At 67.6% G+C, this 19,554-nt stretch carries 19 protein-coding genes and 1 pseudogene; 5 read left to right on the plus strand and 15 right to left on the minus strand.

Going from position 1 to position 19,554, the window contains the following annotated elements:
- Positions 1-155 precede the first annotated feature (155 nt).
- The 11 genes and pseudogenes from JDV75_RS05575 to hisD all read right to left on the minus strand — a co-directional run bounded on the left by JDV75_RS05575 (position 156) and on the right by hisD (position 9,533).
- A complete protein-coding gene (locus tag JDV75_RS05575) occupies positions 156-827 on the minus strand; it encodes a TIGR02234 family membrane protein (RefSeq protein ID WP_248095222.1) in 672 nt (223 codons plus the stop codon).
- A complete protein-coding gene (gene hisI / locus JDV75_RS05580; RefSeq protein WP_198738230.1) occupies positions 824-1,210 on the minus strand; it encodes a phosphoribosyl-AMP cyclohydrolase in 387 nt (128 codons plus the stop codon). The genes JDV75_RS05575 and hisI overlap by 4 nt, the downstream gene beginning before the upstream one ends.
- Positions 1,207-1,983, minus strand: a complete 777-nt coding sequence (gene hisF / locus JDV75_RS05585) for an imidazole glycerol phosphate synthase subunit HisF (protein WP_198738231.1) — start codon at positions 1,981-1,983, stop codon at positions 1,207-1,209. The genes hisI and hisF overlap by 4 nt, the downstream gene beginning before the upstream one ends.
- A 38-nt stretch (positions 1,984-2,021) precedes the next feature.
- Positions 2,022-2,816: an inositol monophosphatase family protein gene (locus JDV75_RS05590; RefSeq protein ID WP_198738471.1), complete on the minus strand. Its 795-nt coding sequence runs from the start codon at positions 2,814-2,816 to the stop codon at positions 2,022-2,024.
- Positions 2,817-2,830: 14 nt separating this feature from the next.
- Positions 2,831-3,592: a bifunctional 1-(5-phosphoribosyl)-5-((5-phosphoribosylamino)methylideneamino)imidazole-4-carboxamide isomerase/phosphoribosylanthranilate isomerase PriA gene (priA, locus tag JDV75_RS05595; RefSeq protein ID WP_198738232.1), complete on the minus strand. Its 762-nt coding sequence runs from the start codon at positions 3,590-3,592 to the stop codon at positions 2,831-2,833.
- Between the two features lie 57 nt (positions 3,593-3,649).
- Positions 3,650-4,294 carry an imidazole glycerol phosphate synthase subunit HisH gene (gene hisH / locus JDV75_RS05600; RefSeq protein WP_198738233.1) on the minus strand — a complete coding sequence of 215 codons (645 nt, stop codon included), beginning with the start codon at positions 4,292-4,294 and terminating at the stop codon, positions 3,650-3,652.
- A gap of 521 nt (positions 4,295-4,815) precedes the next feature.
- Positions 4,816-6,075: pseudogene (locus tag JDV75_RS05605) on the minus strand (MFS transporter); the annotation flags it as partial.
- Positions 6,076-6,133: 58 nt separating this feature from the next.
- Positions 6,134-6,325, minus strand: a complete 192-nt coding sequence (locus JDV75_RS05610; RefSeq protein WP_232958306.1) for a hypothetical protein — start codon at positions 6,323-6,325, stop codon at positions 6,134-6,136.
- A 21-nt stretch (positions 6,326-6,346) separates the two neighbouring features.
- On the minus strand, positions 6,347-6,994 hold the full coding sequence (gene hisB, locus JDV75_RS05615) for an imidazoleglycerol-phosphate dehydratase HisB (RefSeq protein ID WP_198738235.1): 648 nt from the start codon (positions 6,992-6,994) through the stop codon (positions 6,347-6,349).
- Between the two features lie 50 nt (positions 6,995-7,044).
- A complete protein-coding gene (locus JDV75_RS05620) occupies positions 7,045-8,193 on the minus strand; it encodes a histidinol-phosphate transaminase (RefSeq protein ID WP_198738236.1) in 1,149 nt (382 codons plus the stop codon).
- Positions 8,190-9,533 carry a histidinol dehydrogenase gene (gene hisD, locus JDV75_RS05625; RefSeq protein ID WP_198738237.1) on the minus strand — a complete coding sequence of 448 codons (1,344 nt, stop codon included), beginning with the start codon at positions 9,531-9,533 and terminating at the stop codon, positions 8,190-8,192. Before hisD ends, JDV75_RS05620 begins: the two co-directional genes overlap by 4 nt.
- 216 nt (positions 9,534-9,749) lie before the next feature.
- Here hisD and JDV75_RS05630 point away from each other — a divergent pair, with 216 nt between their 5' ends.
- Both JDV75_RS05630 and JDV75_RS05635 read left to right on the plus strand, forming a co-directional pair.
- Positions 9,750-10,838, plus strand: coding sequence for a YbjN domain-containing protein (locus tag JDV75_RS05630; RefSeq protein WP_198738238.1), 1,089 nt, complete (start codon positions 9,750-9,752; stop codon positions 10,836-10,838).
- Positions 10,839-10,842: 4 nt separating this feature from the next.
- A complete protein-coding gene (locus tag JDV75_RS05635; RefSeq protein WP_198738239.1) occupies positions 10,843-12,003 on the plus strand; it encodes a type III secretion system chaperone family protein in 1,161 nt (386 codons plus the stop codon).
- Here the strand turns inward: JDV75_RS05635 and JDV75_RS05640 are convergent.
- From JDV75_RS05640 to JDV75_RS05655, 4 genes are all read right to left on the minus strand, one after another.
- Positions 12,000-12,668 carry a hypothetical protein gene (locus tag JDV75_RS05640; protein WP_198738240.1) on the minus strand — a complete coding sequence of 223 codons (669 nt, stop codon included), beginning with the start codon at positions 12,666-12,668 and terminating at the stop codon, positions 12,000-12,002. The two genes, JDV75_RS05635 and JDV75_RS05640, sit on opposite strands and share 4 nt — an antisense overlap.
- A gap of 66 nt (positions 12,669-12,734) precedes the next feature.
- On the minus strand, positions 12,735-12,995 hold the full coding sequence (gene bsaP / locus JDV75_RS05645; RefSeq protein WP_198738241.1) for a biotin synthase auxiliary protein BsaP: 261 nt from the start codon (positions 12,993-12,995) through the stop codon (positions 12,735-12,737).
- A 22-nt stretch (positions 12,996-13,017) separates the two neighbouring features.
- Positions 13,018-14,055 (minus strand): biotin synthase BioB, encoded by a 1,038-nt coding sequence (bioB, locus tag JDV75_RS05650; RefSeq protein ID WP_198738242.1) that lies wholly within the window; start codon positions 14,053-14,055, stop codon positions 13,018-13,020.
- Positions 14,056-14,330: 275 nt separating this feature from the next.
- Positions 14,331-15,017, minus strand: a complete 687-nt coding sequence (locus tag JDV75_RS05655) for a hypothetical protein (RefSeq protein WP_198738243.1) — start codon at positions 15,015-15,017, stop codon at positions 14,331-14,333.
- Positions 15,018-15,299: 282 nt separating this feature from the next.
- On the opposite strand from JDV75_RS05655, the gene JDV75_RS05660 reads away from it, so the two are divergent.
- From JDV75_RS05660 to JDV75_RS05670, 3 genes are read left to right on the plus strand one after another with little or no spacing between them, the layout of a single operon-like run.
- Entirely contained in the window at positions 15,300-15,878 is a 579-nt protein-coding gene (locus JDV75_RS05660) for a TetR family transcriptional regulator (RefSeq protein ID WP_198738244.1), read from the plus strand.
- A gap of 9 nt (positions 15,879-15,887) precedes the next feature.
- Positions 15,888-18,203, plus strand: a complete 2,316-nt coding sequence (gene glgX, locus JDV75_RS05665) for a glycogen debranching protein GlgX (protein WP_198738245.1) — start codon at positions 15,888-15,890, stop codon at positions 18,201-18,203.
- A 36-nt stretch (positions 18,204-18,239) separates the two neighbouring features.
- A complete protein-coding gene (locus JDV75_RS05670; RefSeq protein ID WP_198738246.1) occupies positions 18,240-19,478 on the plus strand; it encodes a hypothetical protein in 1,239 nt (412 codons plus the stop codon).
- Positions 19,479-19,554 lie beyond the last annotated feature (76 nt).

A 19,554-nucleotide genomic window follows, 5' to 3' on the forward strand; every position in this document is an offset into this window, starting at 1 on the left:
GTTTGATCCGTCCGCGTGCGGCCCCCGACGGTCAGCCCCGTCGGTGTTCAGGGACAAGGCTAACCGCTGCCCCGTCGCCCGGCGAAATTACCCTGACAAACCGCCCCACAGAATACCCCCACAAATCCCCTCCGAAAGAACATGGAATCACGGAATCACCGCCCGAAAGTACCCCCGAAACCCTCCCCCTGGTCGTCAGTGGGGTCGATGTCCGCATCGAGCGCATCCCAGAGCACCCGCCCGGAATCCGGCGATTCCTCGAGATCCTGCTCCAGCCGTGCCTGCCGGGCGCCCGGCGTGACATATCTGCTGGATCCCGACCGGCCCGTGCCGCCGGGTCGTAGTACGAGAAGCACTCCACCGACGAGAGCCAGTGCGGACCCTATGAACGCAACCGTGGGGCCCGTGTGGTGGACGTCCAGGGCGGTCACCGTAGCCCAGTCGCTCAACGTCACCGGCGCGCTGGCCTTCTGTGTCGCGGCGCCCGAGGTGAGCAGCATCCGGGCCCGCTCGGGATCCGGTGAGCCGGCCAGCAACGACAACGGTGCCCAGCTGGCGCCGATCGCCGCGAGTGCCGTCAGTCCCCCGATCCCCCTGCGTGCAGTCCGCCGCAGCGCGAAGGCCCCGAGCGTGCCGGCGACCAGCACTAGGGCGATCACGGTGACCTGCGAGGCCCACACCGCACCGGGAAGCTCACGGACGGCATCACCCGATTTGTCGTCGAACGCCGTCACCGTCACCCACACCAACCGGGAGGACAGCCACAGCAGGACCGCCCCCACCCCGACCGTGAGTGCCGCCACCTGCGACAGACGTGCGGCGTTCACAGCAGCTTATCCGCGTCGAAGCAGGTGTGGTCCCCGGTGTGGCACGCGCCGCCGGTCTGCCGGACCGTGAGCAGGATCGTGTCCCCGTCGCAGTCGAGCCTCACCCCGGTGACCTCCTGGACGTGCCCCGAAGTCAGTCCCTTGATCCAGTACTCCCCGCGGGACCGGGAGTAGTAGGTGCCCCGGCGGGTGGCAAGGGTGTGTGCCAACGCGTGGGTGTCCATCCACGCGAGCATCAGCACGTCCCCGGTCCCGTCCTCCTGGACCACGGCGGGCAAAAGCCCCGCATCGTTGAGTTTCAGCCGCTCCGCCACGGCCGGGTCCAGTTCATACCGGGAGGGGTCACCGTCGTGGCCCGGGCCGGTGATCGGATCGACGTTCATCGCCGGACCTCATATCCCGCGTCGGCGAGCGCTTCCTTGACCTCGCCGATGGTGATCTCCCGGAAGTGGAAGATCGTGGCCGCGAGCACCGCGTCGGCACCGGCGGCAACCGCCGGCGGGAAATGCTCCACGGCACCGGCACCGCCGGAGGCAATCACCGGGACCGTCACGGCCTCGCGGACCGCCTCCAGAAGCTCGAGATCGAAGCCGTCCCGCGTGCCGTCACCGTCCATGGAATTCAGCAGGATCTCCCCCACCCCGAGCTCCTCACCGCGGCGGGCCCACTCGATCGCGTCGATACCCGCGGACCTGGAGCCACCGTGGGTGGTCACCTCGAATCCGGAGGGCTGGGGGATTCCCCTCTCTGGGACGCGGCGGGCGTCGACGGACAGCACGATGCACTGCGCGCCGAAGCGTTCGGAGAGCTCGCGGAGCAGTTCCGGTCGGGCGATGGCCGAGGTGTTGACGCTGACCTTGTCCGCCCCCGCGCGCAGCAACTGGTCGACGTCCTCGACGGAGCGCACACCGCCGCCGACGGTCAGGGGAATGAACACCTGTTCGGCGGTCCTCCGGACGACATCGAGCATCGTTCCCCGCCCGTCCTTCGACGCGGAGACATCCAGGAACGTCAGCTCGTCGGCCCCCTCCGCGTCGTAGCGGGCGGCCAGTTCCACGGGGTCGCCGGCATCACGCAGGTTGGCGAAGTTGACGCCTTTGACGACGCGGCCGTCGGCCACGTCCAGGCAGGGAATGATACGGACAGCTACGGACAAGTTCCGTCCGCCTCCTTCTCAGATCGGGTGAAGCGATTTCAACGGTCGGTGCCGAGGGTCTCACTGATCGTACCGAGGATGACGTCGTGCACACCCTTCGCCCCGGCGACCACACCGAAGGAGTCCGGGCGCCACTCCTCCCCCGCGAGATCGGTCACCACGCCCCCGGCGGCACGGACGAGCAGAACACCCGCGGCGTTGTCCCAGACGTGGGGGCTGAAGGTGACGGTGCCGCCGAAGATACCCGCAGCGGTGAAGGCGAGATCGAGGCCGACCGATCCGGTCACGCGCAGCCGGGGGTGCTTCGCGCCCAGGCGGTCCAGGAGTTCGTGCCGCGCCCAGGTCGGGAACGAGGAGTGCACCGGCGAGATGATCGAACCGAACCCGATGTGACTCAGCCACGGGTCGCGCTCGGTGACCGGGCGCTGCGGTCGTCCGTTGCGCATCAGCGGTGAGCCGGTGTACGCGGTGAAGCGCTGACCCGTCGCGGGTTGGGAGGTCAGGGCACACACGGGCTGTCCGTCGATGAGGAGGCTGAGCAGGAACGCACACATCGGGTTTCCCGCGGCGAAGTTGGAGGTCCCGTCGACGGGATCCACCACCCACACGGCCCCGGAACCGAGCTCGCCGCCCGCTTCCTCCCCGAACACGGGGATGCCGGTGAGCAGTGTGAGCCGCTGGCGGACGGCTTCCTCGACGGCGAGGTCGACCTCGGTGGCGATGTCCCCCTCGCCCTTCTCCATGACGCGCGCTTCGCCGAGCGACGAGCGGATCATCCGTTCCGCGTCATCGGCGACGGCCTCAGCCACCGCGAGCAGTCCGCGGGCATCCAGATCTGCGGACACGGTCAGTCGCGTCCGGTCGAATCTTCGGCCGGCTCTCCGACGGCGGCAAGGGCCTCGGGGAGGGTGAAGCGCCCCTCGTAGAGTGCCTTTCCGATGATGACGGAGTCGATTCCCTCGTCCACGTAGGGCACCAGTCCGGTGACGTCGGAGAGCTCGGCGATGCCACCGGAGGCGGTGACGGGCGCGTCCGTGGCCGCGGCCACGTCCCGCAGGAGTTCGATGTTCGGTCCGGTCAGGGTGCCGTCCCTGGAGACGTCCGTGACGACGAACCGGCTGCAACCGGCCTGATCGAAGCGTTCGAGGATCTCCCAGAGATCGCCGCCGTCGGACACCCATCCGCGACCGCGTGTCCGCCACTCGCCGTCGATGAAGCGAACATCGAGGCCGATCGCGACGCGGTCACCGTGGGTGCCGATGATCTTCTCGGCCCATTCCGGGTTCTCCAGCGCGGCGGTGCCTATGTTGACCCGCCGTGCCCCGGTCGCGAGCGCCCGTTCGAGTGACGCATCATCCCGGATTCCGCCCGTCAGTTCGACGTCGATGTCGAGTCTGCGAACGACCTCGGCCATCATCTCGTGGTTGGACCCGCGTCCGAAGGCGGCGTCGAGGTCGACGAAGTGCAGCCACCGCGCCCCCTGGTCCTGCCAGTTCAAAGCGGCGTCGAGCGGGCTTCCGTAGCTTTTCTCGCTGCCCGCCTCCCCCTGATGCAGGCGGACGGCCCTGCCGTCCACGACGTCGACTGCGGGTAGAAGTGTGAGGCTCATGGGGCCAATCCTAGCGGTGCCGGGGCGAGACGTGACACCCCGTCGGTGGGCCGGTGGTCAGAGGGTGTCGATCCAGTTGCGCAGGAGCTCGGCACCCGCGTCACCGGACTTCTCGGGGTGGAACTGGGTGGCCCACAACGGGCCGTTCTCCACGGCGGCGAGGAACCGGTCGCCCTCGTGCTGCGCCCAGGTGAGCGCCGGCGGGGTGAGCACGTCATCCTCCGGCATCTCCCAGCCCCGGGCCGCGTAGGAGTGGACGAAGTAGAAGCGCTCGTCTGCGATACCGCGGAACATCCGGGAATCGGTCGGCGTGTCGACGGTGTTCCAGCCCATGTGCGGCAGGATGTTCGCCCGGAGCTTCTCCACCGTTCCCGGCCACTCACCGCAGCCCTCAGCAGCCGTACCGTGCTCGACGCCCCGCTCGAAGAGGATCTGCATGCCGACGCAGATTCCGAGGACCGGACGCGACCCGGCGAGTCGTTCGCCTATGAGCCGGGCCCCGTGGACGTTGCGCAGACCGTCCATGCACGCGGCGAACGCCCCGACGCCGGGGACGAGGAGGCCGTCCGCGGCGAGCACGGTCTTCGGGTCGCTGGTCACGGTCACCTCGGCTCCGGCGCGCTCGACGGCGCGGTGCGCGGACCGGAGATTTCCGGAACCGTAGTCGAGAAGGGCCACGGTGGGGGTCTTACGGCTGGTCATCTGGTGCTCCCGGTTGTGTCGCTGTCGGAATCGGTGGTCGGATCGTCGGCTGCGCGGGCCCCGGTGTCCGGTTCGTCGGCGTCCGACGTCCCGGACGGTGATGCGGTCCGGCCACCGTCCCGCGGGGTGAGGTCCACGGGTGTGACGGAGGCCTTCTTCGCGGGGCGCTCCCGCTCCCCGGGCGTGGAGCGGTCCGGGGAGCGGAGCTCCGCGATACGCCGACGTTCCATCTTGCGGGCTTCCTCCCGGGCGCGTTCGATGTGCGCCTGAGCCTCCTGGCGGGCCCGTTCGACGTGGGCCCGGGCGTCCGCCCGGATCTCCCGGACCTGGATCCGGTACTCGCGCTGGTCGGATTTCCGCTCGGCCTTCAGGGCACGCCGCTCGGCCGCTTCCGCGCGGAGTTCGGCGTTGAACTCCTCGCGGCTCATGCCCTCCGGACGACGCCGGACGTGCGGACGGGGGGTGTTCTTGGCGAGCAGTTCGGCGACGTGCACGGGTTTCATGCCCGCGCGGCCGATGGCCCGGGCACTGCGTACCGCTGTGCGGGCCATCGGGACACGCCGGAGGGTGGCACGGGTGTTGTTGTATTCCGCGATGCGGTGCCTACCGATGACCCGGTCCGCGACCACGACGGCGAGACCGAGAACCACGAGACCGGCCGCCGTCCCGAAGGATCCGGAGTAGGCGGCACGCGCAGCCACGACACCGAGAACCACGGAGCCGAGGCCGGTTCCGGAGTCGAAGGCGATGTTCCACATCGCGGACGCCTCGGTGACCTTCGACCGGGGCAGCCTCGCGAACATCATCAGCAGTGCCTCGTTCTGGACGGCACCGAAACCGGCACCGAACAGCAGGGCGGACAGGAGCAGCAGCCACGGGTTGAGCCCCGCAGCGAGGACGAGGGTCGCCAGCGCCAGGCCGACGACACCGGCGATGAGCGACGGGATGACCAGCCGCCCGGCCTCACCACGACGATCCGCGATGATGCCTGCACCGTAGCGGCTGAGCATCTGGGATCCGCCCACGACAGCCAGAACGAGTCCTCCGACCACGGCGCCGCTAGCCGGGTCGAGTTCCTTCACCGCAGCGGGGAGGAAGGAGGAGATCGCGCCGTAACCCATCGCGATGGTGGAGATCGCGAGCGCTGGGACGGTGATGAGTTTCCAGGTGGCCACGGAGTAGCCGGTCTCAGTGACCGACCCGGTACCGCGCAGAGACTCCCGCTTCTCCGGCGACAGCCGCGGAAGGGACCAGCACAGTGCGGTGGCACCGATGCCGATCACCGAGGAGATGATGTAGACCGCGGTGAATCCGATGGTCTCCGCGAGGTAGAGTCCCGCCGGCAGGAAAAGCATCTGTAGGAGCCCGACGACGAGCCCCAGCGCCCCGGACGCCTTACCGAGGAATCTCCGCGCCACCAGCTCGGCCATCAGCGCGGACTGGGCGACCGTCAGTGCTCCGAAGCCGACGCCACGGACCGCGGAGATCGTCAGCACCGGGATCGCGTCGACGGAGAAGGCGTACAGCGCGGAGGGCACGCACAGCAGGAACGCCGAGACGACCATCACCGGGATGTAGCCGAACCGGCGAAGTGCCTTCGGCGTGAACATCTGGGTTAGGACCGTGCCCGCCATGAATACACCCGTGACGGAACCGGCGAGACTGTCGGAGCCACCCGAACTGATCACCGCGAGCGGGACCACCGGGAGCATCAGCGACCAGGAGGCGAAGGCGGCGGCGACGGCGATCAGCGTCGTCTTCAGCGCCGGACTGCTCCACATGTTGTCGAGCTTCTCGAGTTCATCGCGTGACAGCAGCCGCGCCGACGTCTTCACCTATCTAACCCACCTCTCCCAGTAGCCACAGCAGCCCCGCGGCGAACGCCACGGCCGCCGCCAGAGCGCCGATGAATGTCAAGACCCGGTTCTCGGCCTGATAGGCCGCCCAGGTTCCGCCGACCAGGAGGCCGGCGATGAGGAACAGCAGGTAGATGAACCAGTGTGCGGAACCGTCCTGCTGTCCGGCTGCCACTCTAACAAGGTCCGGCATCGGCTACAGCGACCCCTTCGTGGACGGGATTCCGGAGACCCGGGGATCCGGTTCCGTCGCGGCCCTCAGTGCACGCGCCACGGCCTTGTACTCGGCCTCGGTGATGTGGTGCGGATCTCGCCCGTAGTGGCACCGAACGTGGAGGGCGATCTGCGCGTTGAAGGCGAGCGACTCGAAGAAGTGCCGGTTGATGACGGTGGCGTAGTGACCACCGATCACGGCGGTGATCATCTGGTCCGGTTCGCCGTCCATGACGAAGTACGGACGACCGGAGACGTCCACGATGGCCTCGCACAGCGTTTCGTCCATCGGCAGCTGGCAGGAGCCGAAGCGCCGGATGCCGGACTTGTCCCCGAGCGCCTCCCGGATCGCCCCACCCAAAACGATCGCGGTGTCCTCGACGGTGTGGTGTGCATCGACCTCGGTGTCCCCGGAGGCGTGGACGGTGAGATCGAAGCTGCCGTGGGTACCGAATGCGGTGAGCATGTGGTCGAAGAACGGCAGCCCGGTGGTGATCTCGCAGTTGCCGGTGCCGTCGAGATCGATCTCCACGGCGATCGTCGATTCGCGGGTGGCGCGTTCCACGCGGGCCCGACGTGAGGAGCCGGACCCGTCAGATTTGTTGCTGGTGGTGTGGTTGAGGTCAGCCATGGCTTGTCGTCTCGTTCCTCGTGACTCGGTGGCGGGTGCTATAGGTGGTTCTATGTGGTGGACGTACCGGGGGTTATTCCGGCGGTGACCGCGATGTCCCGGGCGGCCGCGATGAAGGCGTCGTTCTCCGCGTCGAGGCCGATCGTGGCGCGCAACCGGTGCGGTACACCGACGTCCCTGATGAGTACACCGGCATCAAGGAATTGGCGCCAGACGGCCGCCGCGTCATCGAAGTGCCCGAAGAAGATGAAGTTCGACCTGCTGGGTGTGACGTCGTATCCCATTTCCTCCAGGGCGGCGACCACACGATCGCGTTCCGCGGCGATCCGGGCGACCGTGGCGAGTGTGTCCCCCGAGTGCTTCAGTGCCACGATCGCCGTCGCCTGCGACAGCGTCGACAGGTGGTACGGCAGGCGCACGAGCATGACCGCGTCGATGAACGCGGGCGCAGCGACAAAGTAGCCGAGACGCCCTCCGGCGAAGTCGAACGCCTTGCTCATCGTCCGGGACACCACGAGACGGGCGGGGAATTCCTCGATGAGTTCCACCGCGGAGGGCCCGTCGTTGAACTCGGCGTAGGCCTCGTCGACGATGACGATGCCCGGGGCTGCCGCCGCGATCCGCCGGATGTCGTCGAGTGAGGTCACATCCCCGGTGGGATTGTTCGGGGTGGTCACGAACACGACGTCGGGCCGGAGCCGCTCGATCTCGGTCAGCGCGCGATCCATGTCGATGCTGAAACCGGCGCCGCGTGCGCAGTGGAGGAACTCGGTGTGCGTGCCGGTGGCGAGGATGGGGTGCATGGAGTAGCTGGGAACGAAGCCCAGGGCCGTTCGGCCCGGACCGCCGAAGGCCTGGAGCAGCTGCTGGAGCACCTCGTTTGAGCCGTTGGCGGCCCAGAGGTTGTCCCGGGTGACGGAGACACCGGTCTGCGCGGAGATGTAGGCGGCTAGATGCTCACGCAGTTCGATGCAGTCCCGTTCGGGGTAGCGGTTCAGCTCGCCGGCGAGCCGGCGCACGGTGTCCACGAGTTCCTCGACGAGCGCGTCCGACGGCGGGTACGGGTTCTCGTTGGTGTTCAGCCGGACGGGAACGTCGAGCTGCGGTGCGCCGTAGGCATGTTCGCCGCGCAGGGCCTCCCGGAGGGGAAGATCCGCGAGCGTGGTGTCCGCTGCGAGCGGTGTCGTGGCGTCGGTCATCGGTTGTCCTCGGTGGTGGAGTCGGTGGGCAGGTTCTCGAAGCGGGCGCGGATCGCCTCGCCGTGGGCGGGCAGGTCCTCGGCGTCTGCGAGGGCGACGACGGTGTCCGCGACCCCCTTGAGCGCGGTTTCGTCGTATTCGATGAGGTGGACGGCCTTGAGGAAGGTGCGGGTGTTAAGCCCCGACGAATGGCGGGCCGTCCCGGAGGTGGGTAGGACGTGGTTGGAGCCGGCGGAGTAGTCGCCGAGCGGGACCGGCGCGTACGGGCCGACGAAAATGGCGCCGGCGTTCCGGATACGGCGGGCGACATCCGCGGCGTTCTCGGTGTGGATCTCCAGGTGCTCGGCGCCGTAGGCGTCGACGACGCGGATGCCGGTCTCCAGGTCGTCGACGAGGATGATGCCGGACTGGGTTCCGGTCAGCGCCTGTGCGACCCGCTCGGAGTTCCGGGTCACCCCGTAGCGCGCCGCGACCTCACGGTCGACCGCGTCGGCGAGTTCCCGGGAGTCGGTGACCAGGACGCTGGCGGCCATGACGTCGTGTTCCGCCTGGCTGATCAGGTCATAGGCGACGTGCACGGGGTCTGCGGTGTTATCCGCGAGGATGGCGATCTCCGTCGGGCCGGCCTCCGAGTCGATACCGACGACCGAGCGGCACAGTCGCTTCGCAGCGGTGACGAAGATGTTGCCGGGGCCGGTGATCATGTCCACCGGGGCCAGGTCGGCTCCATCCTCGTCGCCGTACGCGAGCAACGCGACCGCCTGCGCACCGCCGACGGCCCACACCTCGTCGACTCCGAGCAGGGAGCAGGCAGCCAGGATCGTGGGGTGCGGCCAGCCGCCGTGCGCGGCCTGGGGTGGCGAGGCGACGACGAGGGTGTCCACGCCGGCTTCCTGCGCGGGGATCACGTTCATGAGGACGCTGGACGGGTAGACGGCGTTTCCACCGGGGACGTAGAGCCCGACCCGTTCGACGGGTATGAATCTCTCCTCGACGGTTCCCCCGGGGGTGAGTTCGACGGTGTGCCCCTCCGGGACCTGGGCGCGGTGGACCCGTCGTATCCTGTTGATGGATTCCTCCAGCGCAGTCTTGACCTGCGGATCGAGGGTGTCGACAGCGGCGCGGATAATCTCAGCGGGAACCCGGACGCTATCCGGCGTGATCCCGTCGAATTTCTGTCCGTAGGCCAGTGCTGCGGCGGCGCCGTTGTCACGGACGTCGGCGACCAGCGGCGCGACGACGTCGAGGACCGAGTCAACGTCCGTTCCGCCCCGGGGCAGGGTCCGCCGCAGATGACTGGCGGTCGGATTCTGGCCGGTGAGGTCGGTGAGCGTGAGCATGGGCATTCCTGCATCATCCCGTCATATGTCTGCATTGGTCATGGCGACCCGTCGCCCCGGTTCGACGGCGGGGAACGGTGACGCTGTCTGTGACCATTGTATTAGGCGCCGGTTCCGGGTGCTCCACGGGGACACCGTACCGGGGCGGCGAGACCAGGGGCGCGCGTATATTGGCGGAGAAGTTCGAACATCAGACGGTTAGGAGTGAGGCAGATCATGGGCGACCGCACCGGGGGAGACACGGGCCCGACGAAGATCAGCCTCGCGGACGTCTCGGAGGCCGTCACCGCCTGCGGCTACCGCTTCCTGTCCGGCAGTCAACGGCTGCTGCTGCCCTGGAAGACGCACCGGGTACTCGTGTACATCGGCCGGGTTGACGCTCCGGTGCTCATCGTGGAGGGGGAACTGCGCGGTACCCTCGACCTGTCGGATATCAATGCCCTGGCGCACACCATCACGGCGTGGAACGCGGAGCGGATCAATCCGACCGTGATGCTGAAGATCACCGATGACGGGGCGGTGTCCGTCCGTTTCCGCGCGGCGCTGCCCATCGGCGCGGGGGCCACCGCGGAGCAGCTGCACACCTTCATCCGTTCGGCGATGCAGGCGATGGAGCTGGCCGCCGACCTGTTCCTCACCGAGTTCCCGCAGCTGAAACCCGCCGAAACGACGACACCGCCGGGGGACGCCCTCGACAGGGACGCACTGCACGGACCACTCCGGCTCCAGAAGACACCGGAAGACAGCACCCACGACGGAGATGAGGGGACACCGACCGTGACCGAACCGGATGACCCGGACGAGGAACGCGACATCAGCGACGGGGTGAACTCCAACGCCGACGGCGACATCGATCTCCCGGACGCGGATCCACCTTCCCCGGTGGATTTGGCCCGACTGGAGTCCACGTTGAAGGACCTCGGTATCCACGGGATGCACAGAGGGGAAACCTGGCTCGCGACGACGGTCAACAGTGTTCTCATCGGCCTCCACCTGGACAACGGCCCGTCGCTCATCCTCCGTGGGCTGTGGGATCCGAACCTCGATCCGGAACGGGACTTCATGCGTGTATTCCTCTGCTGCAACACCTGGAACGAGAAGTCCGCACTGACGAAAGCCTACTGCCACACCGATGACGACGGGCTCCAGGTCCGGGTGGAGATGTCGGTTCCGACGGCAGCGGGTCTGACCTCCACCCAGCTCCGGCACACGCTCTCCCTCGGGCTCCGCCGCGTCCTGATCGCGGTCGGGTCCATCAGCGAGGACGTCACCGGGGTGTCGGTGGTGGAATGGCCCGAGGACTGACCCGGTGTCTTCCGCCGACCACGGACCGGACTCCACCGGGGAAGTCCCCGACGACCCCTCCGGGCTGTTCCCCCGGGACGCACCGACCGGCGAATTGAACCGGGGGTTGAGGCTGACCCTGCTCCGGTTGCTCGGACCGGCACCGCTCCGCGCACTGCGACGCCGCCGGAACCGGACTTCCGACGAGCCGACCGTGGGTCTCACCTTCGGCATGGTGGAGGCGGCACTGGAAACCTTCGGGGTGCGGCATTCGGTGACCACGGACCGGATCATGGTCTCCTGGCCGAGCGTCCGCGGTGAGCTCCTCGTGATCCGGGACAACGGTGGACTGCACCTGGTCTTCCGGGGACGACTCAGAGGGCGGACGGGCGTCGAGCAGCTTCCTGTCCTGCAGAATGCGCTCGCGCTCGGTGAGCAGCGTTCCCTGCCGGTGTGCTTCTATCCGTCGGTCGCGGCGGACGGGACCCTGAGCGTCCGGTTCCACGCGTCGCTGTGTGTGGAAGCCGGGATCACCGACGCGCAGTTGCGCACGTTCCTGGAGAGAGCCCTCATCCTCGTGATCACCGGGTGCCTCGCGCTCATCGACGAAATCCCGCCCTTGGCCGGACCGGCGATCGACTCCTCGGAGTTGCTGCGTACCGATGCCGTGGAGTCCACCCGGCCGGTGCCGGGGGCCGTTGTTCCCGGTTCCGGGGTGCCTCCGTTGACACCGGCGATCCCGGAGCCGCTCGACATGTACCGGCTCCGGATCGTCCTGGAACGGATGCGCGGGGACGCGGAACCCCACCCCCGGTTCCGGGCGCTCGCCCTGACGGTAGATGAGGTCGAGGTGCAGGTCACCTCCGACACCGAGGCCGTGGGGAGCGCGGGCCGCGACCTCATCGTCATCTCCCGGTGGGAGGTCCCCGTGGAGGGTGCGGCAACCGAGGTGTTCGGGGAGGCCGCGACGGCGTGCGCGGCATTCGACCGCCGCTGCCCGACCGTCAACGCCCGGGCGGCGCTCGTGTCCGGCACCCCTGACCGTGTGGTGGTCTGCGCGGTGGCGGTGTTCCCGGTCGCGGCCGGGGCGACCGACGCCCAGCTCGAGGCGGCGATCAACTGCGGTATCACGGGCGTGGTGGAGGCGGTCACCGTGATCCGGGGCGCATTGTCGCGTCCCCGCTAGGCACTCCCGGGGATTGACGGCGCACGGTATCCGCCGTCATCCTCGATCGGGGCGCGGCCAGGCCGGACGAGGACCGCGGCGGACCAGTAGGTCAGCAGCGCCAGGTAGGGGGCTATCACCACACCCCAGTGGAGGGTTACCTGGGGAACGAATGAGTACTCTTTTCCGATCTGCAGCGCATCCTCGTTGGGGGCCGGATGCACGAGGTGCGCGACGGCATCGCTGATTCCGACGATGGTGAAGGCACCGATGAGCGAGCAGAACGCCACCCACGCCAGCATCCGGGGGCCGAGGAGCTCAGGAGCCCGGAAGAACGCGATCATCGCGACGATGATCCCCAGAATCGAGCTTCCGGTGATCATTCCCAGCCAGGTGTCGAACTCCTGGGATCCGGGTGTCACGATGACCACGGTGGCGTCCTCCAGCACCCGGCCCGTGTAGACGGGGCGGAACGCACCGGAGAGCACGCCCGCGACGAGGGCCAGGATGAGTGAGAGCGCCAGGATCCCCGCATAGGATCCCGTGGAGCGTTTCACCCGGGGGAGCAGTCGCCCGGTCGGTGCCGCCACACGGTCGACCGGCGTGGACTCCGGGGCATTACCGGCGTGCGCGCCGACGGTTTCTGACGTCTCCGGTCGCCCGTCGGCGTGCTCAGGGTGGTTCATGGACGTCCAATCTACGCGTGGAAGCCCGCCGTCAGCCAGCTGCCGGGTCTTCGGGCCCCTGGCCGGTCAGCGCTGACCGAGGTAGGCGGAGTCGACGCGTCCGTGCCGGGAGCACGCGGCGTCCCATCCGTCGGGCCGGATCTGGACGACCATCCGGCGACCGCAGAGTTGGCAGTAGCGGGGCGCCTCCAAGCCGGCACGCGCCGAGGGGGACAACCGGAGCGTCTCCCCTTCGGCGATGCACTGACCGGTGTTCGGGTGGTAGACCGGTGCGGCCCCCGTGATCAGTGCCTCGAGCAGATCCGTGTTGTCCGCGATGCGGGCCATGGGTCGAGGTCTCCTGGATTCTCTAGCAGGTGGAGTTGAGTGCCTTGATGGGCAGTCGCAGTTTACCCATCATCTCGAGGTCCTGCTCCTGGGGACGCCCGAGGGTGGTGAGGTAGTTGCCGACGATGATCGCGTTGATGCCGCCGAGGAGGCCCTGCTCGGCGCCCAGGTCACCGAGGGTCAGTTCCCGGCCACCGGCGAAACGGAGGATCGTCTTCGGTAGCGCGAGCCGGAACGCGCCGATCGCACGCAACGCATCCTGGGCGGGCATGACCTCGTAGTCGGCGAACGGGGTTCCGGGGCGCGGGTCGAGGAAGTTCATCGGGACCTCGGTCGGATCGAGAGCGGCGAGATCCTGTGCGAATTCGGCGCGCTGCTCGAGGGTCTCCCCCATGCCGAGGATGCCACCGCAGCACACCTCCATGCCCGCTTCCTTGACCATTCGGAGCGTGTCCCGGCGGGTCTCCCAGGAGTGCGTCGTGACAACCTGGGGGAAGTAGGAACGGGCGGTCTCGAGGTTGTGGTTGTAGCGGTGCACGCCGGCGGCCGCGAGTCGGTCGACCTGCTCCTGGGTCAGGATGCCCACGGAGGCCGCGACCTCGATGTCGACCTCGGATTTGATCGCCGCGACAGCCTGCTCCAGCTGGGACAGGAGACGCTCGTCGGGTCCCTTGACCGCGGCGACGATGCAGAACTCGGTGGCACCGGTCTTCTGGGTCTGCTTCGCGGCCTCGACCAGGGCGGGAATGTCCAGCCACGCGGAACGGACGGGAGATTCGAAGAGACCGGACTGCGAGCAGAAGTGGCAGTCCTCGGGGCACCCACCCGTCTTCAGGGAGATGATCCCCTCCATCTCCACCTCTTCGCCGCACCACTTGAGGCGGACCTCATGGGCCAGTTCGAGGAGCTCTGGGAGACGGTCATCCGGCAGATTCAGAACGGCGAGGGTCTCGTCCTGATCGAGACCGACCCCGCCCTCGAGAACCTTCTTCCGGGCGACCGCGAGAATGTCGTCCTGCGCTCGCTCAGACACATCACTGTCGATGGTTGCCTTGGTCATTTTCGGTCCTCCTGCGGATCGGGCTCCGGGGTCTGGTTCCGGAGACCCTAAAGGTCGGGCTGGTGGTCATTGGAATGCAAGGATACCGACTCCGTTGAACGCTGTTCAAAAAACGGTCCAAGTGAACGACCGGATAACCCGATCCGGGGGGAGCTTCACGAGAGCTGTAACGAAAGCAAAAACCCCGCCGGGAACCTCTTCACGGGTTCGCGGGCGGGGTTCTGCGGATCCGGGTCTCCGCGGCCGCCACCGTCACCGGCGGCCGAGCGTGTCGATCAGTCGCAGAGCTTCCAGACGCCGTCTTCCTTCATGAACCGCATGGTGCCGGTCTCAACCTGATCTCCGGAGTTGGCGGTCACCGTCGCGGAGGCGGTGTTGCCCTCGACCATGATGTCGGTCACGCTCTGCACCTCGGCCTTGCGGCCCTGCAGCTCGGGAATGACCTCCATCGGGACATCCGGGATCTGGTTCAGGTCGTAGGCCTCACGACCACCATTGGCCTGAAGCACGGAATTGCAGGTGTTATCCAGGATGCCGCCCAGGTAGCCCTTCAGGGTGGGGGCCCAGGCGACGCGTCGGGTCAGATCCTCGATGGCACGGGCTTCCTCGGGGGTCGCCGGCCTGCCGCCCTGAACCGGAGCGGCAGGCTTCGGCGACGGAAGGTTCGCTGCGGCGGCCGCCACCGCCGCAGCGGCCTCCTTGTCCTGCGCCGGTGCCGGCTCCGGGGTAGAGGTCTCCTCCGGGGTGGAGGTCTCCTCGGACCCGGTGGTCGTGGTACTGCTCGTGGTCGAAGTGGAGGTCTCGGTCGAGGTCGACGTCGACGTCGACGCGGACGTGGTGGTGGATGACGTGGCCTCCGCCGCGTCATCTCCGTTCGAGCTGCACGACACCATGCTCATGGAGAGCGGGGCGATGAGTGCGGCTGCTGCAATGGTCTTCTTTGCGAGACTGAGACTCGGCACGGGTAGTACTCCTGACTGATTTTCATACGGACAGCGCGGGGATCCGCGCCCTGATCTGAAGTTTCACAAGATCTAGCGTCCCCACCCTAACAACCGCGTCCCAGATTCCCCGTTGTTTTTCCTTAAACTTGGACAATCTTTGACTGACCGTCAGATGTGCGGCACCCACTGCACAAACTCCATGGTCCGCAAATCTACTGCACCACAGGTTTCCGATCCAGCGCCCTCCCCGGTCGCCCCTGAAACCGCCCGGGAGAGGACATCGCGGGATATCGTGGCGGTGTGCAGTTGACGCGAGAGTCCATCATCACCGCCAGCCTCGATATCGCGGACACCTACGGCCTGGCGGACATGACCATGCGCCGGGTGGCCCGGCAGCTCGGCGTCGCCCCGGGCGCCCTCTACTGGCACTTCCCCAGCAAGCAGGCACTCATCGCAGCCATCGGACAGGCCATCTGTGCTCCGATCCTCGATGGCGCCGCAACTGTCACCGGCGACACATGGATGGAGCGGACCATCGTGATGTGCGACCGTCTGCGCACCGCCCTCCTCGACCACCGCGACGGCGCGGAGATCGTCTCTGCCGCACTGTCGGACGCCGACCTCCGTTCAGCACTCACCGCCACCATTTCCGCAGCTCTCGACACCGGAAACGCGCTGAGCCAGGCGCACCGGGAGGCCGGTGCCACGACGCTCCTGCACTTCATCATGGGCGAGACGCTCCACGAGCAGTCGGTCACCGCTCTCCGTATCGCGGAGGGGTCGGACCCGGCCGAGGCGTCCACGCCGACAGGGGAAACCACGTTCCGGCAGGGCGTGGCGCTTGTTCTGAAGGGACTTGGCGCTCCGCGGGATATATGATGGCTCACCATGACTAGTTCCACCGCAGACGCCCACCAGGTTTGGCCCGGCGACGCCTACCCGCTCGGCTCCACATATGACGGAGCCGGCACCAATTTCGCCCTCTTCTCCGACGTCGCGGAAAAGGTCGAGCTCTGTCTGCTCGACGAGGACAACAACGAGACCCGCATTTCCATCGAGGAAGTGGACGCCCACACCTGGCACTGCTACCTGCCCGGAGTCCAGCCCGGCCAGCGCTACGGTTACCGGGTCTACGGCCCCTACGATCCCGACAACGGTCACAGGTGCGACCCCAACAAGCTTCTCGTCGACCCCTACGCAAAGGCCTTCGACGGTGAGTTCGACGGACACCCCTCCCTGTTCTCCTACGACATCAACGATCCCGAGGACCTGAGCAAGCGCAACACCGAGGACTCCCTCGGGCACACGATGACCTCAGTCGTCATCAACCCCTTCTTCGACTGGGCGAACGACCGGGCACCGAAGACCCCTTACCACGAGACGGTCATCTACGAGGCCCACGTCAAGGGCATGACCATGACGCACCCTGATGTCCCCGAGAACCTCCGCGGCACCTACGCCGGACTGGCGCACCCCTCCATCATCGAGTACCTGCAGGACCTCGGCGTCACCGCCATCGAGCTGATGCCGGTCCACCAGTTCCTCCAGGATGACCGGCTCCGGGAGCTCGGCCTGCGCAACTACTGGGGCTACAACACCTTCGGTTTCCTCGCCCCGCACCAGGATTACGCGGCCGCGACGAAGCCGGGCGGTGCGGTCAGCGAGTTCAAGGGCATGGTCCGGGCGTTCCACGACGCCGGGATCGAGGTCATCCTCGACGTGGTCTACAACCACACCGCCGAGGGCAACCACATGGGACCGACCATCGTGTTCCGCGGAATCGACAACGCCGCCTACTACCGGCTCGTCGAGGACGACAAGCGGCACTACATGGACTACACGGGTACGGGCAACAGCCTGAACGTTCGGCACCCGCACACCCTGCAGCTGATCATGGACTCTCTGCGCTACTGGGTCACCGAGATGCACGTCGACGGTTTCCGCTTCGACCTCGCCTCCACGCTCGCCCGTGAGCTCCACGACGTGGACCGACTGTCCGCGTTCTTCGATCTCGTCCAGCAGGACCCGGTCGTCAGCCAGGTCAAGCTCATCGCTGAGCCCTGGGACATCGGCGAAGGCGGTTACCAGGTGGGCAACTTCCCGCCCCTGTGGACCGAGTGGAACGGCAAGTACCGCGACACCGTGCGCGACTTCTGGCGCGGTGAGCCCGCGACCCTCGGTGAGTTCGCCTCCCGACTGACCGGCTCGTCGGATCTCTACGCCAACAACGGGCGTCGCCCCACCGCGTCGATCAACTTCGTCACCGCCCACGACGGCTTCACGCTCAACGACCTGGTCAGCTACAACGAGAAGCACAACGACGCCAACGGCGAGGACGGGCGCGACGGCGAGAGCCACAACCGGTCCTGGAACTGCGGTGTCGAGGGGCCGAGCTCCGATCCGGAGGTCCGCCAGCTCCGTGCGCAGCAGCGCCGGAACTTCCTCACCACGCTCCTGCTCAGCCAGGGAACCCCGATGATCGCCCACGGCGACGAGATGGGCCGCACCCAGGACGGCAACAACAACGTCTACTGCCAGGACTCCGAGCTGTCCTGGATCGACTGGGACCAGGCCGAGGACAACAAGACACTGGTGAACTTCACCCGCCGACTGCTGCGGATCCGGGCGAACCACCCCGTGTTCCGCCGCCGCCGTTTCCTCGCCGGCGGTCCGCTCGGTGACGATGATCTGCGTCAGCGGGACATCGCCTGGCTGGTGCCGTCCGGCAAGCTGATGACCCAGGCCGACTGGGACTTCACCTTCGGCAAATCCCTGATGGTCTACCTCAACGGTGACGCCATCGCGGAGCCCGGCGACCGCGGCGAACGGATCACCGACGACTCATTCATCATGTGCTTCAACGCCTACCACGAGCCGCTGGAGTTCACTCTGCCCGGCAAGCGGTTCGGTGTGCGCTGGCGCCTGATCGTCAACACCGTCGAGGAGACCGGCTACCCGCTGGAGGAGGAGGTCATCGAGGCCGGAGGAAAGATCACCGTCCCCGCCCGCTCGACGATGATCCTCAAGCAGATGGAACCCCCGGCGGAGGAACCGGACGACGAGTCCGGCAACGACCGCAGCGCCCCCGGCTGCGTCCACGGCACGGACGACGAGATGCCCGAGTCGAAGACACCCGCGGCTGGGCCCCGGTGCACCGGCGCAACCGAGGACGACTACCGCGACCGGACCGGGGACTACATCTGATCCGCAACGACACCAGCATCGAGAGGTGAACCCGACGTGATCGCAGCCCACGGCGCCACCGTCTCCGTCACTCCACGAAAGGTGACGGTCCACAACGATCCACTGTTGACGGCGCTCCGTGGCCGTGGTCCGGAGATCCCGCTGGACTCGATCACGGGGGTCACCTCCGTGCCCGGTGACCCGGTCACCTGCGGCCGGGTGATCCTGGAGGGACCGGGCACGGAGATCGTGTTCAGCCCGAACCAGACCGCCGAGCTGCGGCAGTTCGTCGATGCGCTGGCCGCGGCCCGCAGTGGTGGCGGTCCGGAGGTGGAGATCCCCGGCCTCGATTTCACCGCCCTCCACGTCGAGCACGACACCGGCTGGGACACCGTCACCGCCATCAGCGTCGCGAGAGTCCGCGACGGAATCGTCGTGGAAAGCACCTCCTGGGTGGACCCCGGTGACGGCGGCGACGGGAGGAACCCGATCGATGCCCTCCTCGACCATGTCAGCGACCTCGACGGCGAGGTGCTGGTCGCCCACAACGTCTACCGTCAGGTCACCGCCATCATCCGGGCGCTGCGCTCCTCGGGGTCGACATCTCTGTCCGCTCACCCTCTCGGCTGCACACTCGCACTGGCCCGGCGGGAACGGCCCGACGGCACCGACCACTCGCTCACCGGACTATGCCGGGCCCTGGGGCTCCGCGTACCGGATTCACCGGCGTCTTCGGCGGAGGCCACCGCCCGGCTCCTCGTGCTCCTCAACGGCGACGCCACCACCCGACACACCGTCGCCGAGGTTCTCGACGGATCAGGCCTCGCCCTCGGGCGGATTGACGCTGAACGGGTGTGGCCGGTCCTGGACACGATCCCGGAGGCCCCGGCGCGCCCCGCCCCCACCGGCACGGCGACCGGAAAGAAGAAGTCCCCCCGGTCGGTGCCCTGGGCCAAGGTCGCGGTTCCCGACACCGTTCCGGACCCCAATCCCGATGCCGACCCCGACGGTCTGCTTTTCGGGCAGAACGTGACCCTCTCCGGAGACTTCGATCCCTTCGACAAGGGACGGCTCTGGCACGAGATCGCCGACGCCGGGGCGACCATCGGCAAGAACGTGACCAGAAAAACCACCATCCTCGTCTGCGGTGAGTGGGGAAAACCGACCTCCAAACAGAAACGCGCGGAGGAGCTCATCGCCAAGGGACAGGAGATATCGCTCTGGTCCGCCGATCAGCTCTTCACCACCCTGGGCCTCGATCCCGATGAGGAAGAGGATCTCCAGCCGCCGTTCTGAGATGACCGATGACCGGATCGGTGGCCGACCTGCTCTCAGGGGCTTCGGGGGCAACCACCGCTCCGGCCCGTACGCA

The organism is Corynebacterium meridianum, from assembly GCF_016342265.1.
GTDB lineage: Bacteria > Actinomycetota > Actinomycetes > Mycobacteriales > Mycobacteriaceae > Corynebacterium > Corynebacterium meridianum.

Coding starts and splice junctions, on each gene's coding strand:
- bioB (WP_198738242.1), bottom strand. CDS start 14,055: ATGACCAAGGCAACCATCGACAGTGATGTGTCTGAGCGAGCGCAGGAC.
- hisH (WP_198738233.1), bottom strand. CDS start 4,294: ATGACCAGCCGTAAGACCCCCACCGTGGCCCTTCTCGACTACGGTTCC.
- priA (WP_198738232.1), bottom strand. CDS start 3,592: ATGAGCCTCACACTTCTACCCGCAGTCGACGTCGTGGACGGCAGGGCC.
- JDV75_RS05640 (WP_198738240.1), bottom strand. CDS start 12,668: ATGAACCACCCTGAGCACGCCGACGGGCGACCGGAGACGTCAGAAACC.
- bsaP (WP_198738241.1), bottom strand. CDS start 12,995: ATGGCCCGCATCGCGGACAACACGGATCTGCTCGAGGCACTGATCACG.
- JDV75_RS05630 (WP_198738238.1), top strand. CDS start 9,750: ATGGGCGACCGCACCGGGGGAGACACGGGCCCGACGAAGATCAGCCTC.
- hisD (WP_198738237.1), bottom strand. CDS start 9,533: ATGCTCACGCTCACCGACCTCACCGGCCAGAATCCGACCGCCAGTCAT.
- glgX (WP_198738245.1), top strand. CDS start 15,888: ATGACTAGTTCCACCGCAGACGCCCACCAGGTTTGGCCCGGCGACGCC.
- JDV75_RS05620 (WP_198738236.1), bottom strand. CDS start 8,193: ATGACCGACGCCACGACACCGCTCGCAGCGGACACCACGCTCGCGGAT.
- hisI (WP_198738230.1), bottom strand. CDS start 1,210: ATGAACGTCGATCCGATCACCGGCCCGGGCCACGACGGTGACCCCTCC.
- hisB (WP_198738235.1), bottom strand. CDS start 6,994: ATGGCTGACCTCAACCACACCACCAGCAACAAATCTGACGGGTCCGGC.